The organism is uncultured Acidovorax sp., assembly GCF_964021665.1.
Lineage (GTDB): Bacteria > Pseudomonadota > Gammaproteobacteria > Burkholderiales > Burkholderiaceae_C > Acidovorax > Acidovorax temperans.
The window spans coordinates 1-14,800 of sequence record NZ_CAXIAK010000086.1; the positions used below are offsets into that span (position 1 = coordinate 1).

The 14,800-nt window shown below is 64.4% G+C and carries 16 protein-coding genes; 12 read left to right on the plus strand and 4 right to left on the minus strand.

Annotated elements, in window-relative coordinates:
* Positions 1-116: 116 nt before the first annotated feature.
* Entirely contained in the window at positions 117-551 is a 435-nt protein-coding gene (gene trxC, locus AADJ04_RS14875) for a thioredoxin TrxC (protein ID WP_341240083.1), read from the minus strand.
* Positions 552-739: 188 nt separating this feature from the next.
* Here trxC and otsB point away from each other — a divergent pair, with 188 nt between their 5' ends.
* The 3 genes from otsB to otsA are packed head-to-tail and all read left to right on the plus strand — an operon-like array spanning position 740 to position 4,707.
* A complete protein-coding gene (gene otsB, locus AADJ04_RS14880) occupies positions 740-1,477 on the plus strand; it encodes a trehalose-phosphatase (protein ID WP_341240084.1) in 738 nt (245 codons plus the stop codon).
* The gene (locus tag AADJ04_RS14885; protein WP_341240085.1) at positions 1,474-3,279 is read left to right on the plus strand and encodes a glycoside hydrolase family 15 protein; all 1,806 of its coding nucleotides are present in this window, start codon (positions 1,474-1,476) and stop codon (positions 3,277-3,279) included. The genes otsB and AADJ04_RS14885 overlap by 4 nt, the downstream gene beginning before the upstream one ends.
* Positions 3,280-3,327: 48 nt before the next feature.
* Complete coding sequence (gene otsA / locus AADJ04_RS14890) at positions 3,328-4,707, plus strand: alpha,alpha-trehalose-phosphate synthase (UDP-forming) (protein ID WP_341240086.1); 1,380 nt, start codon at positions 3,328-3,330, stop codon at positions 4,705-4,707.
* 51 nt (positions 4,708-4,758) lie between these two features.
* On the opposite strand, the gene AADJ04_RS14895 is transcribed toward otsA, so the two are convergent.
* Positions 4,759-4,953, minus strand: a complete 195-nt coding sequence (locus AADJ04_RS14895) for a DUF2905 domain-containing protein (protein WP_015015883.1) — start codon at positions 4,951-4,953, stop codon at positions 4,759-4,761.
* A 15-nt stretch (positions 4,954-4,968) separates the two neighbouring features.
* Entirely contained in the window at positions 4,969-6,066 is a 1,098-nt protein-coding gene (locus tag AADJ04_RS14900) for an SAM-dependent methyltransferase (protein WP_341240087.1), read from the minus strand.
* A gap of 38 nt (positions 6,067-6,104) precedes the next feature.
* Between AADJ04_RS14900 and AADJ04_RS14905 the strand changes: the two genes are divergently transcribed.
* From AADJ04_RS14905 to AADJ04_RS14945, 9 genes are all read left to right on the plus strand, one after another.
* Positions 6,105-6,890 carry a hypothetical protein gene (locus AADJ04_RS14905; protein ID WP_142082266.1) on the plus strand — a complete coding sequence of 262 codons (786 nt, stop codon included), beginning with the start codon at positions 6,105-6,107 and terminating at the stop codon, positions 6,888-6,890.
* The gene (locus AADJ04_RS14910; RefSeq protein WP_142082268.1) at positions 6,887-7,678 is read left to right on the plus strand and encodes an SDR family oxidoreductase; all 792 of its coding nucleotides are present in this window, start codon (positions 6,887-6,889) and stop codon (positions 7,676-7,678) included. The genes AADJ04_RS14905 and AADJ04_RS14910 overlap by 4 nt, the downstream gene beginning before the upstream one ends.
* Entirely contained in the window at positions 7,678-8,091 is a 414-nt protein-coding gene (locus tag AADJ04_RS14915) for a dihydroneopterin aldolase (protein ID WP_341240088.1), read from the plus strand. The genes AADJ04_RS14910 and AADJ04_RS14915 overlap by 1 nt, the downstream gene beginning before the upstream one ends.
* 26 nt (positions 8,092-8,117) lie before the next feature.
* Positions 8,118-8,489 (plus strand): dihydroneopterin aldolase, encoded by a 372-nt coding sequence (locus AADJ04_RS14920; RefSeq protein ID WP_142082575.1) that lies wholly within the window; start codon positions 8,118-8,120, stop codon positions 8,487-8,489.
* Positions 8,490-8,493: 4 nt separating this feature from the next.
* The gene (ttcA, locus tag AADJ04_RS14925) at positions 8,494-9,468 is read left to right on the plus strand and encodes a tRNA 2-thiocytidine(32) synthetase TtcA (protein ID WP_207373174.1); all 975 of its coding nucleotides are present in this window, start codon (positions 8,494-8,496) and stop codon (positions 9,466-9,468) included.
* A 135-nt stretch (positions 9,469-9,603) separates the two neighbouring features.
* Positions 9,604-10,215 (plus strand): DUF4136 domain-containing protein, encoded by a 612-nt coding sequence (locus AADJ04_RS14930; protein WP_207373192.1) that lies wholly within the window; start codon positions 9,604-9,606, stop codon positions 10,213-10,215.
* Between the two features lie 6 nt (positions 10,216-10,221).
* Positions 10,222-10,860 carry a histidine phosphatase family protein gene (locus tag AADJ04_RS14935; protein WP_341240089.1) on the plus strand — a complete coding sequence of 213 codons (639 nt, stop codon included), beginning with the start codon at positions 10,222-10,224 and terminating at the stop codon, positions 10,858-10,860.
* A complete protein-coding gene (locus AADJ04_RS14940; RefSeq protein ID WP_341240090.1) occupies positions 10,844-12,013 on the plus strand; it encodes a DSD1 family PLP-dependent enzyme in 1,170 nt (389 codons plus the stop codon). Before AADJ04_RS14935 ends, AADJ04_RS14940 begins: the two co-directional genes overlap by 17 nt.
* 37 nt (positions 12,014-12,050) lie before the next feature.
* The gene (locus AADJ04_RS14945; RefSeq protein WP_341240091.1) at positions 12,051-13,805 is read left to right on the plus strand and encodes a lysoplasmalogenase family protein; all 1,755 of its coding nucleotides are present in this window, start codon (positions 12,051-12,053) and stop codon (positions 13,803-13,805) included.
* Positions 13,806-13,887: 82 nt separating this feature from the next.
* On the opposite strand, the gene AADJ04_RS14950 is transcribed toward AADJ04_RS14945, so the two are convergent.
* Positions 13,888-14,658 carry an ABC transporter ATP-binding protein gene (locus tag AADJ04_RS14950; RefSeq protein WP_341240092.1) on the minus strand — a complete coding sequence of 257 codons (771 nt, stop codon included), beginning with the start codon at positions 14,656-14,658 and terminating at the stop codon, positions 13,888-13,890.
* Positions 14,659-14,800 lie beyond the last annotated feature (142 nt).

Genomic DNA, 14,800 nt, shown 5'->3' on the forward strand with positions numbered 1-14,800 from the left:
TGGCGCGGGCAGCTAGCTCTATTATTTGATGATTACTTTTGAGACACCACACTAGCGCACGGCAGACGCGAGAAGCCGATAGCCCCCGCAGAATCGAATCGCTGCGGCTCGCGGCTTCACACCACCGAGCGCACCCAGCGCACGATGTCCGCCGCCCCCAGAGCGCCCGAAATGCGCGCCACCTCGCGCCCTTGCTGGAACAGGATCATGGTCGGAATGCTGCGGATGGCATAGCGCGCCGCGATGGCCTGGTGGTCTTCGGTGTTGAGCTTGGCCAGGCGCACTCTGGGTTCCAGCTCGCGGGCGGCCTGCGCAAAGGCGGGCGCCATCTGTCGGCAGGGACCACACCACGGGGCCCAGAAGTCCACCAGCACCGGGATGTGGCTGCGCGCCACATGCTTGTCAAAGCTGGTCGCATCCAGCTCCAGCGGCGCCCCCGCAAACAAGGGCTGATGGCATTGGCCGCAATCGGGCGCGCTGCCCAGGTCGGTGCTCTGCACGCGGTTGGTGGTGTGGCAATGGGGGCAGACGATGTGCAGGGCTTCGGTCATGGCGCGGCAAGGGTTAGGGGCAAAAAGCTTGCTGATCACATGGCGCCGCAGGTGCGCTGTTTCAAGAGTATGCGTTGCCATCTGCGGCCACCCCCGTTGCAACCGGTCGCACACCTTGCGCGCGTTTACCAGCCCTGAATCCCCCTGGTGGCCGCGCCTGCATTGCGGCGTCTGCTATGGTTTCGCGGATGCAGCTGCTCCCCACACTGACAACTGCCCATGCGCTTTTTCTGGATTTCGATGGCACGCTCACCGAGCTGGCGCCGCGCCCCGAAGCGGTGCGCATCGCCTCGGGGCTGATCCGCACGCTGTCATCTCTGCACGCCCAGCTGGGTGGCGCGCTGGCAATCGTGACCGGCAGACCCGAAGCCGACATCGACGGATTTCTGGCGCCGCTGCGCCTGCCGCTGGCGAGCGAACATGGGGCCCAATACCGCCTCTTCGACACTTCGGTGCCCGCCACCGCACCACCCGCCCTGGAGCCTGTACTGCAGGCCGCACAGGCCCTGGCAGCGCGCCACCCCGGTCTGCTGGTGGAGACCAAACGCGTGAGCGTCGCCCTGCACTACCGCCTGGCGCCCCACCTCGAATCCCTGTGCCACGACACGCTGGTGCAAGCCATGCGGGAGGTGGACGGTGTGGAACTGCTGCGTGGCAAATGTGTCTTTGAAGTGAAACCCCGTGGCGTTCATAAGGGCCAGGCCATCATCGACTTCATGACGCAGCCCCCCTTTGCGGGCCGCACGCCGGTCTTTGTGGGCGATGACGTTACCGACGAGGCGGGCTTTGCCGCTGTGCAGTCGCTGGGCGGCTGGGGCATCAAGGTGGGCGAAGGGCCCACCATGGCACAACACCGCTGCATGACATCGGCCGCACTGCGGGGCTGGCTGTCGTCTGCACGCACAACGCTGGAGCGCGAACGATGAACACCGCCGCCACACAGCCCCAAGCGGGCTCGCTCAACCTTGGGATGATCGGCAACTGCGCCATCAGCGCACTCATCGACGACCACGCCCGCATGGTGTGGTGCTGCCTGCCGCGCTTTGATGGCGACCCGGTGTTCAACGCCCTGCTGCAGCCTGGCGACGAGGGCAGCCACTTTGCGATCGAGCTGGAAGACCTGGCATCGGCCCACCAGTGGTATGAGCCCAACACCGCCATCCTGCGCACGCAGTTGTTCGACAAGGCGGGACATGGCATCGAGATCACCGACTTTGCGCCGCGCTTTTACAGTCGCTCGCGCTACTTCCGGCCCATGACGCTGGTACGCCGGGTGCGGCCCATCCAGGGCGCGCCGCGCATCCGGGTGGCGCTCAAGGTGCGTTACGACTGGGGCCAGACCACCCCCGAGATCACGCGCGGCAGCAACCACATTCGCTATGTGGGCGAGAGCATGACGCTGCGCCTGTCCACCGATGCGCCGGTGTCGCATGTGCTGTCGGGCCAGGCGTTTGTGCTCACGCGCGAGCACAACTTTTTGCTGGGCGCCGACGAGACGCTGGTGGACGGTATGGCCGGCAGCGCCCGCCACTTCGAGCAGGAGACCACGGCCTACTGGCGCGGCTGGAGCCGCGCGCTGGCCATTCCGCTGGAGTGGCAGGACGCGGTGATCCGCGCAGCCATCACGCTCAAGCTGTCGTTGTACGAAGAAACCGGCGCCATCGTGGCTGCCATGACCACCAGCATCCCCGAATCTGCCCACAGCGGCCGCAACTGGGACTACCGCTACTGCTGGCTGCGCGATGCGTTTTTTGTGGTGCGCGCGCTCAACAGCATCTCCGAGGTGGGCACGATGGAGGACTACCTGCGCTGGCTGAGCAACGTGGTGGTTGAAGGCGGTGACGGCCACATCCAGCCGCTGTATGGCATTGGGCTGGAGAAAGACCTGCCCGAGCGTTTTGTGCCCCAGCTGGCAGGCTACCGGGGCATGGGCCCGGTGCGTGTGGGCAACCAGGCGGCCGAGCATTTTCAGCACGACGTGTACGGCAACATCGTGCTGGGCGCGGCCCAAGCCTTCCACGACCACCGCCTTCTGCACCGCGCGGGCTTGGCCGAATTCAAGCGGCTGGAACAAGTGGGCGACAACGCCGTGCGCGTGTACGGCCAGCCCGATGCCGGCATGTGGGAGCTGCGCACGCGCGCCCGGGTACACACCTCGTCGGCCCTGATGAGCTGGGCCGCCTGCGACCGCCTGGCCAAGATCGCCGCCACGCTGCAGCTGGCCGACCGCGCCAGCCACTGGCAGCAACATGCCGACCGCATGCGCGCCGAGATCCTCGACCAATCGTGGTGCGAAGAACGCCAGGCGTTTGCCGAGAGTTTTGGCGGGCACGAGCTGGACGCCAGCGTGCTGCTGATGGCCGAGGTGGGTCTCATCGACCCCAAGGACCCACGCTTTGTGAGCACCGTGGAGGCCATGGAAAAGAGCCTGTGCGATGGCCCCTACATGCGGCGCTATGAAGCGGCCGACGACTTTGGCAAGCCCGAGACAGCGTTCAATATCTGCACCTTCTGGCGCATCGACGCGCTGGCGCGCATTGGCCGCAAGGCCGAGGCACGGGCCATCTTCGAGACCATGCTGGCCGCCCGCAACCCGCTGGGCCTGCTGTCGGAAGACACCCACCCCGACACCCGCGAGATGTGGGGCAACTTCCCGCAGACCTATTCGATGGTGGGCGTGATCAACGCCGCCGTGCGCCTGTCAGCGCCCTGGGACAGCGTGATTTGAGGCGGCGTCTGACAGCGGGAGGGACCGATCCACAACGATGATCGGTCCATGAGCCGCCTCGTCGTCATCTCCAACCGCCTTGCCGATCCACGCAAACCCGCCGCCGGGGGCCTGGCTGTGGCCCTGGGCGAGGCCCTGAACCAGACCGGAGGGCTCTGGTTTGGCTGGAGCGGCACGGTGGTCGAAGGCGGCACACCCGGCGAGGGCGAACTGCACACCCGCCAGGCCGGCGCCGTCACCTTGGCCACCGTGGACCTGTGCCGCGAAGACCACGACAGCTACTACCACGGCTATAGCAACAGCGTGCTGTGGCCGGTGTTCCACTACCGGCTGGACCTGGCCGACTTCAACGCCAGCTACATCGCGGGCTACCGGCGCGTGAACCAGATGTTTGCGCGCAAGCTGCTGCCGCTGCTGCGCGACGACGATGTGATCTGGGTGCACGACTACCACCTGATCCCGCTGGCCGCCGAATTGCGCGCCATGGGCTGCAAGCAGCGCATCGGGTTCTTTCTGCACATTCCCATGCCGCCGCCGCTCATCATGGCGGCCATTCCGCAGCACGAATGGCTGATGCGTTCGCTGTTTGCCTACGACCTGGTGGGCCTGCAAAGCGAGACCGATGTGGCGCATTTCACGCGCTATGTGCGCAACGAAGGCGGCGCCGAAGCGGTGGACGAAAAGCGTGTGCGCGCCTTCGGCGCCACGGTGGTGGTGCAGGCGTTTCCCATCGGCATCGACGTGGACGAATTCACGCGCCTCACGCACGCCCCCGACGCGGTGGAGACCTACGAGAACATGTGCGACGAGTATTCGCGCAGGCGCCTGCTGCTGGGCATTGACCGGCTCGACTACTCCAAGGGCATCCCGCATCGCGTGCGGGCCTTCCGCGAGCTGCTGGACCGCTACCCCGAGAACCGGGGCAGCGCGACGATGATCATGATCGCCTCGCCCAGCCGCGATGACGTGCACGCCTATGCAGACCTGCGCCAGGAGCTGGAGGGACTGTGCGGCTCGATCAACGGCGACTATGGTGAGCTGGACTGGATGCCCGTGCGCTACATCCACCGCATGGTGGCGCGCAAACGCGTGCCGGGCCTGTGCCGCGCCGCCGCCGTGGGGCTGGTCACACCGCTGCGCGACGGCATGAACCTCGTTGCCAAGGAATACGTGGTGGCACAAGACCCGGACAACCCCGGCGTGCTGGTGCTGTCACGCTTTGCCGGTGCGGCAGAGCAGCTGAAAGAAGCGCTGCTGGTGAACCCCTGCGACCCCCAGGGAATGGCCGACAGCATCCAGCAGGCGCTGCAGATGCCGCTGGCCGAGCGGCAGGCGCGCCACCAGAAGCTCATGTCGCGCATCAAGGAACACGATGTGCACTGGTGGCGCAAGGCATTCATGGATGCGCTGCAGGCCGCTGCGGACTGAAGCCCTCGACACCCGTCACAGAGGTCGCTCAGACCTCTCCTGCAACCCGGCTCACACCCACTTGGCAATCAAGCTGACCACAAAGCTGAGCAGCACGGTGCTGGCCAGCGGAATGAACCAGTCGCGCCCAAACAGCTTGAACTTGAAGTCGCCCGGCAGGCGGCCCAGCCCCAGGCGCTGCAGCAGCGGCGACAGGCCGTTGATGAACACCAGCGCGAGGAAGATGACGATGAGCCAGCGGAGCATGGGGCGCCTGCGCGGTCAAAGCCGGTGCGACCGGTCTCCGCGCGCAAACCCCACGGGCTCCCACGCATCGCCCGCGCCCAGGGCCAGCACCTTGAACAGCTCACCCATTTCATGCTCCATGATCAATTTGGCCGCTGTCGCCCGCTCTACTTGCGCAAGCAGCTCCATTTTTGATAGCAAACCGCAGTTAATGAGAAAGTGCGCCTGGGTGGTGTAGCCCAGCACCTGCATACCTGCCTCTTGCGCGGCCAGGGCCATGGCGGTGAAGTTGACGTGGGCGGTGATGTCCTTGCGCCCCACCTCCACCAGCGGGTCCCCATCGGCCAGGTGGCCCTGGTGGCACATCACCGTGCCCATGTGGCGCTGGGGGTGGTAGTACTCGTCTTCGCCAAAGCCATAGTCCAGCAAAAACGCCGCACCGCGCGTGAGCCGGTCGGCCAGCATGCGGATGAAGCCTTCGCCCTGGGCGTGGATTTCGGTCAGGTAGTCCTGTGGGCCTTCGATATCGATGGGCGGGCGCAGGGCCGTTGGGCGGTCGGCCCAGGCAAAACTGCCGTCTTCAGCCACCACCACGCCGCGCTCATGCCACACACCGCCCTGCTGGCCACCGTGGCGCGCCAGCAATTGCACGGGCATGGCGTCCAGTACTTCATTGCCCACCACCACACCGCTGAACTTTTCGGGCAGCGCATCCACCCAGCGCAGCTTGTGCGCGTGGGCCACCAGCTTGGCCTGCTGGCGCGCGCGCAGGCTGCCCGACAGATCGACGATGGTGTAGCGCTGCACCCGATCGCCCAACGCATCCAGCAACTGCAGCGCCAGCGCGCCCGAGCCCGCACCAAACTCCCAAACTTCGTCGGTACCGGTGCGCTCCAGCGCCTCGCCCACCTGCACGGCAAGCGTCTGGCCGAACAGGGGCGTGAGCTCGGGCGCGGTCACAAAGTCGCTGCCCGACTCGGGCATGGCGCCAAATTTGGTGGAGTCGTTGGCGTAATAGCCCAGGCCGGGCGTGTACAGGGCCAAGGCCATGAAGCGGTCAAAACCCAGCCATCCACCCTCGGCGGCAATGGCCTGGGCAATGTGTTCAGCAAGTTCTTCAGTGAGGACAGTCATAATTCGCCCGCCGACAAAACGCCCTCTATGCACACCACATGAGCGATTCATCCAACCCTTCTAGCGCACAGCCCTCGTCTGAGGTCGTGCGTTGGTTACAGTCTTTGGCGCTGCCCTTGTGGGCGCGTGGAGTTCTGGTCATTGTATTTCTCGCCGTCATGCTGGGCGGCCTCGGGTTGGTGGTATGGGCCGTCTTCAACCGGGACAAAGAGTCCATGACAGCAGCCATCAGCCTGCTCACCGTAGCGCTGCCTGTCAGCCTTATCGTGATCGGGCTGGTGTTTGGTCAACGCAGCGAAAAACGCCTTGCCAACATTACCCATACCATTCTCGATAAGCTCATTCCTCAGCAAGTACAAGAAATTGCCTGCCAGTCACGAAAGCTCCAGCTCACACCACTTCTGCGCACGGGATGCAGAGCGACCTACACACTGACCGCACAGCAAGGACATAATTCACTCAAGTCTCCACTGCGGTTCAGCGTAGAGTTGAATGTGCGCAAGGTGAATGTGATGTTCAGCCTGCCTGACGCCATCCAACCTGCAGGGCCGCTGGATAAAAATCCGGCACTTTCGGCCTACCAGCATGTGATTGCCGGGGCCCAAGCAGAGGGCTACCGCTTGAACTCCGAGTTGGCAGAGTACGGCGGCGAAGATGGCGGCAGAGCCCTGCTTTTCTTCCGTGCTCTTCCTGATGATTTCTTGCTGCGCCCCATGGAAAAACTCTACTTTACACAGGATCTGGGTTTTTTTGTACGCGGCATCCTTGAAGCACAGGAAACAACCCCACCCTCTACAGCTGCACCCATTGCAAAACTCACATGAACAATAAAAACTGGGTTTTGATCACCGGGGGCGCCCACCGGCTTGGCCGAGAAATCGCCCTGGCTTTCGCCAAAGCGGGCTGGAGCGTTCTGTGCCACTACCGCACATCGAAAGACAGCGCACAGAAAACCCGACAGGAAGTGCAAGATGCTGGAGCAGACTGCCTGCTGGTGGACATGGATCTTGCCCAAGACAATGCGGCAGAGCTGCTGATGGATCAGTGCGTGCAGCTCACTGGACAGCCTCCGCAGTGCATCGTCAACAACGCTTCGATTTTCGAGGCGGATGACGCACCCTCGGCAACCGCCGAGGGACTGCAAAGGCACTTCCAGGTCAACACGGTAACTCCGCTGCTTTTGGCCAATGCCCTCTACAACCGAGTGCGCCAAGGATCTGGCGTTGCCCACGGGACACATTGCGTAATCCATGTGCTGGATCAGAAAGTGCACAACCTGAATCCCGATTATTTCTCCTACACCGTCAGCAAGCTGGCGCTGGAGCGCAGCGTGGCGCTGCAGGCGCAGGCACTGGCTCCCACAGTCAGGGTGTGTGGACTCTCGCCAGGACTGATGTATCTCAGTGGCCCACAAACCCAGACCAATTTCGACAAAGCCAGCTTGGTTAACCTAGTTCAAAAACGCATTGACCCCGCAGATGTGGCCCAAGGGGCGCTATTCATGGCACAAAACCCCAGCATCAATGGCTGCACACTCAGAACAGACAACGGCCAGCACCTCATTCCATTGAGCAGGGATGTGATGTGGGCCATCGAAGAGGCTGCCCATTAATGAACTCCATTCTTCTGGCCTTTGGAGCCATAGACCCACGACTGGCCACAGATTGCCGTGCACTGAGCCTGCGCCAGCATGAGGTGATGGTTCGCATTGGTGTACACGACTTTGAACGTACCGCACCACAGCGCATCTGGTTTGATGTGGATCTGTGCGTGAAGCTCGAACTGGCCCCTGCCACCCAAGACGACATCTCGGAAACCGTCGATTACGACTTTGTCCGGAAAACGATTTTTGAATGCGTCGGCGAGCGGCATCACGAATTACAAGAAACCCTTTGTGATGGGATTTGTGATGCATTGCTCCAGCGGCAAGAGATTCATGCCGTGCGTGTTTCCACCCGAAAGCCCGATGTCTACCCCGACTGCACGTCAGTGGGGGTAGAACGGGTAGCCATCAAACCCTGGTGACAAACGTGATCACCCCAACCCAGAACATCCCCCCACGTGCAGGTCTTCAAACCCTGACGCTGACCGGTTTGCGCTTCGATGCCAACCTGGGCATCCTTGAGCACGAAAAAATCGATCCGCAGCCGATCCAGGTCGATGCCGAACTGAGCCTGGGCGTGCAGCCCCTGGCCCCGCGCGACGACGACATCAGCCATGTGCTGGACTACCGCCGTGTGCGCCAGATCATCATCGACGAATGCACCGCCGAGCATGTGAACTTGCTGGAGAGCCTGATCGGCAAGCTGGCCAACCGCCTGATGCAGCTGCCCGGCGTGCTGGGCGTTCGCGTGAAGATCGCCAAGCTGGAAATTTTTGACGACTGCGAAGTGGCGATTCGCATGGAAACGGGGCAGTGGTAAACCTATGAACGCAGTGATCAACAACCCCATCCCTACTTCCACCCACACCGGCTGGACCGACGAGGCCGAAGCACCGCAAGAGCCCACGGCCAACGCGGCCCGCCTGAAAATCGAACGCGAAACCCACAAGCTCGAAAAGCGCCTGTGCCGCGAGGTGGGCAAGGCCATCGTCGACTTCAACATGATTGAAGAAGGCGACAAGGTGATGGTGTGCATGTCCGGCGGCAAAGACAGCTATGCGCTGCTCGACATCCTGCTCAAGCTCAAGGCCCGCGCGCCCATCCACTTTGACCTGGTGGCGGTGAACCTGGACCAGAAGCAGCCGGGTTTCCCCGAGCATGTGCTGCCCGAATACCTGGCCAGCACCGGCGTGCCCTTCCACATCGAAAACGAAGACACCTACAGCATCGTCAAGAAGCTGATCCCCGAGGGCAAGACCACCTGCAGCCTGTGCAGCCGCCTGCGCCGGGGCATTTTGTACCGCGTGGCCGATGAGCTGGGCTGCACCAAGATCGCGCTGGGCCACCACCGCGACGACATTTTGCAAACGCTGCTGCTCAACATGTTCTTTGGCGGCAAGATGAAGAGCATGCCGCCCAAGCTGGTGAGCGACGACGGCAAGCATGTGGTGATCCGCCCGCTGGCCTACGTGGCCGAGAAAGACACCGCCCGCTGGGCCGCCCACCGCAACTTCCCCATCATCCCGTGCAACCTGTGCGGCAGTCAGGAAAATCTGCAACGCAAACAGGTGGGCGAGATGCTGCGCGAATGGGAGAAGCGCTTTCCCGGCCGCATCGAAAACATGTTCAACGCCCTGCAGAACGTGGTGCCATCGCACCTGCTGGATGGCAGCCTCTACGACTTCAAGAACGCCCGGGCCACCGGCGTGGCCGACGAAAACGGCGACAAGGCGTTTGACAAGGAAGAGTTTGCGCCCGCACCCACACTGCCCGGCGTGCAGGTGGTGCAGATCGGTTGAGGAATCTTTGACCCAGCTTCACGCTCTGACTGCTTGAATCCCTAGCCAGGCGGCCGCGCCCCCTGAAGGCCACCCCAGCCCGCGCGCTGCACCACTGCAGCCATCCACCGCAACCGTTTCAGGAGACTTGCCATGATGACTTTGCAATGGAAGAAATGTGCCGTGCTACTGGGCATGGCGGCCGTGCTGGCCGGGTGCGCCACCCACCGCGTGGTGGAAGGCGATGTGCGCAGCTTCTCCAGACTGCCCGCCGCTGCCAGCGCCCAGCAGCCCATGACGTACCGGCTGGAACGCCTGCCTTCGCAGCAAACACCCTCGTTCGACCCCATCCTGGCGCTGGCCGAGCAAGCCCTGGCGCGCGCCGGGCTGCAGCGCAATGATGAAAGCGGCCAGTGGGTGGTGCAACTGGGCGCGCAGGCGGGCTTCACCCCGCGCCGCGACCCGTTTGATGACCACCCGCCCTGGGCCTTTGGCGGCTGGGGCTGGTACGGCGGGCGTAGCGGCTGGGGCATGAGCGGCCTGTGGCAGGTGGGTGCACCCGCCCCGCTGCACCGGCGCGTGGTCAGCATCGTGATGCGCGATGCGCGCACGCAGGAGGTGGTGTACGAAACCTCGGCCGTGCACGAAGACGTGTGGGTGTCTGACCCCGCGGTTTACGGCGTGCTGTTCGACGCCGCGCTCAACGGCTTTCCCCAGCCACCCCAAGGCCCGCGCCAGGTGCGCATTCCCTTGCCGACCCAGCCCTGACATTGCATGGACGCCACCCGCATCATCGCCATCCGCCACGGAGAAACCGCCTGGAACGTGGACAGCCGCCTGCAAGGGCATCTGGACATTCCGCTGAACGACGTGGGCCTGTGGCAAGCCCGCCAGGCGGCGCTGGCGCTGGCCGATGAGCCCATCGACGCCATCTACAGCAGCGATCTGCAACGCGCCTGGGTCACGGCCCGCGCCATCGCAGAAACCACACAGGCGCCGCTGGCCGCCCACCAGGGCCTGCGTGAACGCAGCTTTGGCGTGCTGCAAGGCCACACCTTTGAAGAGCTGGAAGCCAAAGAGCCAGAACAAGCCTACCGCTGGCGCAAGCGCGACCCCGCCTTTGCGCCCGAGGGTGGCGAATCGCTGATCGCGCTGCGCGAACGCATCACCACCACCACATACGCCCTAGCAGCCCAGCATATGGGCGGGCAGATCGTGCTGGTGGCCCACGGCGGCGTGCTGGACGTGCTGTACCGCGCCGCCACCCGACAGGACATTCAAGCACCGCGCACCTGGCAACTGGGCAATGCGGCCATCAACCGCCTGCTCTGGACACCCGATGGTCTCAGCCTGGTGGGATGGGCCGACACGCAGCACCTGGACAACGCCGTACGCGATGAAAACCACGCCTGACGCCCTCGCCGCCCTCATCGGCCAGCGGGTAGACCTGATCGACACCCCCGCCCTGGTGGTGGACCTGGACGCCATGCACCGCAACATCCAGCGCATGGCCGACTTCGCCCGCAAACACCAGGTGCGCTGGCGGCCCCACGCCAAGATGCACAAAAGCGCCGAGCTGGCCTTGCTGCTGCAGCAAGCCGGGGCACAGGGCGTGTGCGTACAAAAAGTGTCCGAAGCTGAAGCCCTGGCCGCTGGCGGCGTGCTGGACATCACCATCACCAACGAGGTGATTGCCATGCCCAAGCTGCACCGCGCCGCGCGCCTGGCCACGGCCCTGGCCAGCCGGGGCGGCCGCCTGGGCGTCGCTGTGGACAGCGCGGAGGGCATCGAGCGCCTGGCCGAAGCGATGGCGCAGTCTGGCAGCGACGCGGGCATGGATGTACTGGTCGAGATTGACGTAGGCCAGGGCCGCTGCGGCGTGCCGCCGGGCGAGGCCGCCGTGGCGCTGGCACTGGCCGTGGCCCGCCACCCACGGCTGCGCTTTGCCGGGTTGCAGGCTTACCATGGCCGCGCCCAGCACTTTGCCAGCGCTGCCGAACGGCGCGAGGCCATTGCACGCGCCGTGCAGCAAGCTGCGCACACGCGCGACCTCATCGAGGCCGCAGGGGTGCCCGTGCCGCTGGTCACGGGCTCTGGCACCGGCACGCTGGTGAACGAAGCGGCCAGCGGGGTGTATGGCGAGCTGCAGGCGGGGTCGTTCCTTTTCATGGACGCCGACTACGCTCGCAACGAACGCGACCCCGCGCAGCCCGCGTTCGAGCACGCCCTGTTCGTCAAGACCCAGGTGATTTCCGTGCGCGACACCCATGCCGTGTGCGACGCGGGCCACAAGAGCCACGCCATCGACTCGGGCCTGCCCACCGTGGCCCATCTGCCTGCCGACCGGGCGTTGCGCTACGCCAATGGGGGCGACGAGCACGGCCTGCTGTACGCCGAAGGCGACAAGGCGCGCTTACCCGCCCTGGGCCGCATGCTGTGGCTGGTGCCCGGCCATTGCGACCCGACGGTGAACCTGCACGACTTCATGATCGGTGTGCGGGGTGGGCTGGCGCAAGGCGTGGTGGAGCGGATCATCAGGGTTGATGCCAGAGGCGCGCTGACCTGATCAGGGAAACAATCGGCGGACATTTTTGGTGTCCTCCATGAGCCCCAGCCAGATCATCGTCCTCGCCACCCCTGTCTTCTTGCTGCTCATCGCCATCGAGCTGGCCGTGGGCTGGCGGCGCCAGCGCAACACCTACCGGCTGGCGGATGCGGTCAGCAGCATCAGCCTCGGCATGCTCAGCCAGACCAGTGCGGCGTTCACGCATCTCTTGCGCATCGGCATCTACACCGCCGTGTTCGAGCATGTCGCGCTGTGGCGCAACGACGCGTTCTGGACCAGCCTGCCCGGCTGGCTGCTGGCACTGGTGTTCTACGATTTTTGCTACTACTGGCTGCACCGCATGGGGCACGAATCGGCCGTGCTGTGGGCCGCGCACGCGGTGCACCACCAGAGCCAGGACTACAACCTCAGCACCGCGCTGCGCCAGACCAGTTCGGGCGCGCTGCTGGGCTGGGTCTTTTATGTGCCCATGGCCCTGGCAGGTGTGCCGCCGCTGGTGTTTGGCGTGGTGGCGCTGATCGACCTGCTCTACCAGTTCTGGGTGCACACCGAGCAGGTGGGCAAACTCAGCTGGTTCGACCGCTGGTTCTGCAGCCCCAGCAACCACCGCGTGCACCACGCAGTGAACGATGCCTATCTGGACAAGAACTACGGCGGCATCCTGATCCTGTGGGACAGGCTGTTTGGCACCTTCAAGGAGGAGGATGCGCTTGACCGATGCGCGTACGGCACCCGCGGGCTGCTCAACAGCTGGGATCCGCTGTGGGCCAACGCGCAGGTGTACGCCGGGCTGGCGCACGACAGCTGGCATGCGCGCAGTTGGGCAGACAAGCTCAAGGTCTGGATCAAGCCGCCGGGCTGGCGGCCCGCCGATGTGGCGGAGCGTTTTCCCAAGCCCGCCTTCAGCATGGCGCAGATGCAGATCTTTCAGCCGCCCATGTCACGCGCGGTGCAGTGGTTTGCGCTGGTGCAGTTTGCGGTGCTGCTCACGGGGGTGGGCGCTTTTTTATGGCAAGCCGACACCGCACCACTGGCGCACAACGCCATCTGGTTTGCGGTGCTGCTGGTGGGGCAATGGGCTTTGGGCGCGGTGATGCAGGGGCGCATCGGCATGCTGATGGCACTGGTGCTGCAAAGCGCTGCGCTGGCCACCGCCACCAGCGCGCTGGGGTTCACCGAATGGCACTGGCTGTTCAAACCGCTGACGATGATTTTTGCTCTTTTTTTAGTAGCTGCTAGCGCTTACTCAACAAGCGCCAGAGGCCTATTTGATTCAAAAACCTCGCTTCTGCTGGCTGCCGCGTTGGCTGGATCGCTGGCGGGAGATGTGTTCCTCATGTTCCAGGGCTTTTTCATCCCTGGCCTGGTGAGTTTTCTGGTGGCGCATCTGTTCTATGTCGCGCTGTTCAAACGCGGGCAGGTGTGGTTTCCCCACCGGGGCGCGCTGGCTGCCACCTTGGGTATTGGCGTGGGCATGTACGCCTTTTTATGGACGGGAGGCCTGCCCCCGGCCCTGCGCGTGCCGGTGGCCGCCTACGTTCTGGTGATTGCGCTGATGGCCGCGCAGGCCATGGGCCGGGCGACGGTGCTGCGCAGCGGGCCAGCACTGCGGGTGGCGCTGGGGGCGGGGTGCTTCATGCTGAGCGATTCCTTGCTGGCGACCGACCGGTTTGTGACGCCCCTGCCATGGGCCCCGGTGTGGGTGCTGTCCACATACTACGCAGCGCAGATGCTGATCGTCAGCGGCTGGCTGGCGCGCGAGGCGCCCAATAAGGCAGTAGCCAGCACCTGAGGCTTCCCTGCTCGCGGCGCCAAGCAATTTTCAACCAAATCAGGCTCTAGCGCTCTTCTGTAAAGCGCAAGCAGCTATCAACTTAATAGCATCCACCCTGTCTAACACACCCGTGCAGTGCTGGCTCCACACCCTCGGCGATGGCCTCATCGCGTGCAATGCGGCCGTCAATCAGTTCCACCAGCCGGTCGCATCGTGCGGCCAGGCGCGGGTCGTGCGTGACAACCACGAAGCTCGTTCCACGCTCTGCGTGGATGCGGCGCAGCAGGGCAAATACTTCGGCAGACGACGCCGTGTCGAGGTTGCCCGTGGGCTCATCGGCCAGCACCAGCGGCGGGTTCATGACCAGCGCGCGCGCAATGGCCACGCGCTGCTGCATGCCGCCCGACAGCTCGGCCGGGCGCTTGTTCATGGCCTGGGCCAGGCCCACGGCATCAAGCAGGCTGCGTGCATGGTCGCGGTGGGCGGTGCTGACGCGGCCCTCGGCCATGAGGGCGGGCAACGTGACGTTCTCCAGCGCCGAGAACGCTGGCAGCAGATGGTGGAACTGAAACACAAAGCCCAGCGTGCTGCGGCGGCGCAAAGTCAGGGACGCATCGTCCAGGCCCTGCACTTCTTCGCCATCCAGCCGAAAACTGCCGGACGTCATGCGCTCCAGCAGGCCCAGGATGTTGAGCAGGGTGCTCTTGCCCGAGCCCGAGGGCCCCATCAGCGCGATGAATTCGCCCCGGCGCACCTGCAGATTGATGCCGTGCAGCACCTCGGCCTCGCTGGGGCGGCCCAGGTTGTAGCTTTTGCGCACGGCGTCGAGTGCGATCAATTCAGGGGGGACAGCAGCATCCGCGGTGTTCATCCAGGCCTCACATGCGGATGGCTTGCGCCGGGGCCACAGCCGCCAGCACGCCGCACACCGAGGCAATCAACGCGATCTGCAGCGCCATGGGCAGCGGCAGCGCAATCGAAAACAGCGGCAGGCCATCTGAGCCGCGCACGAA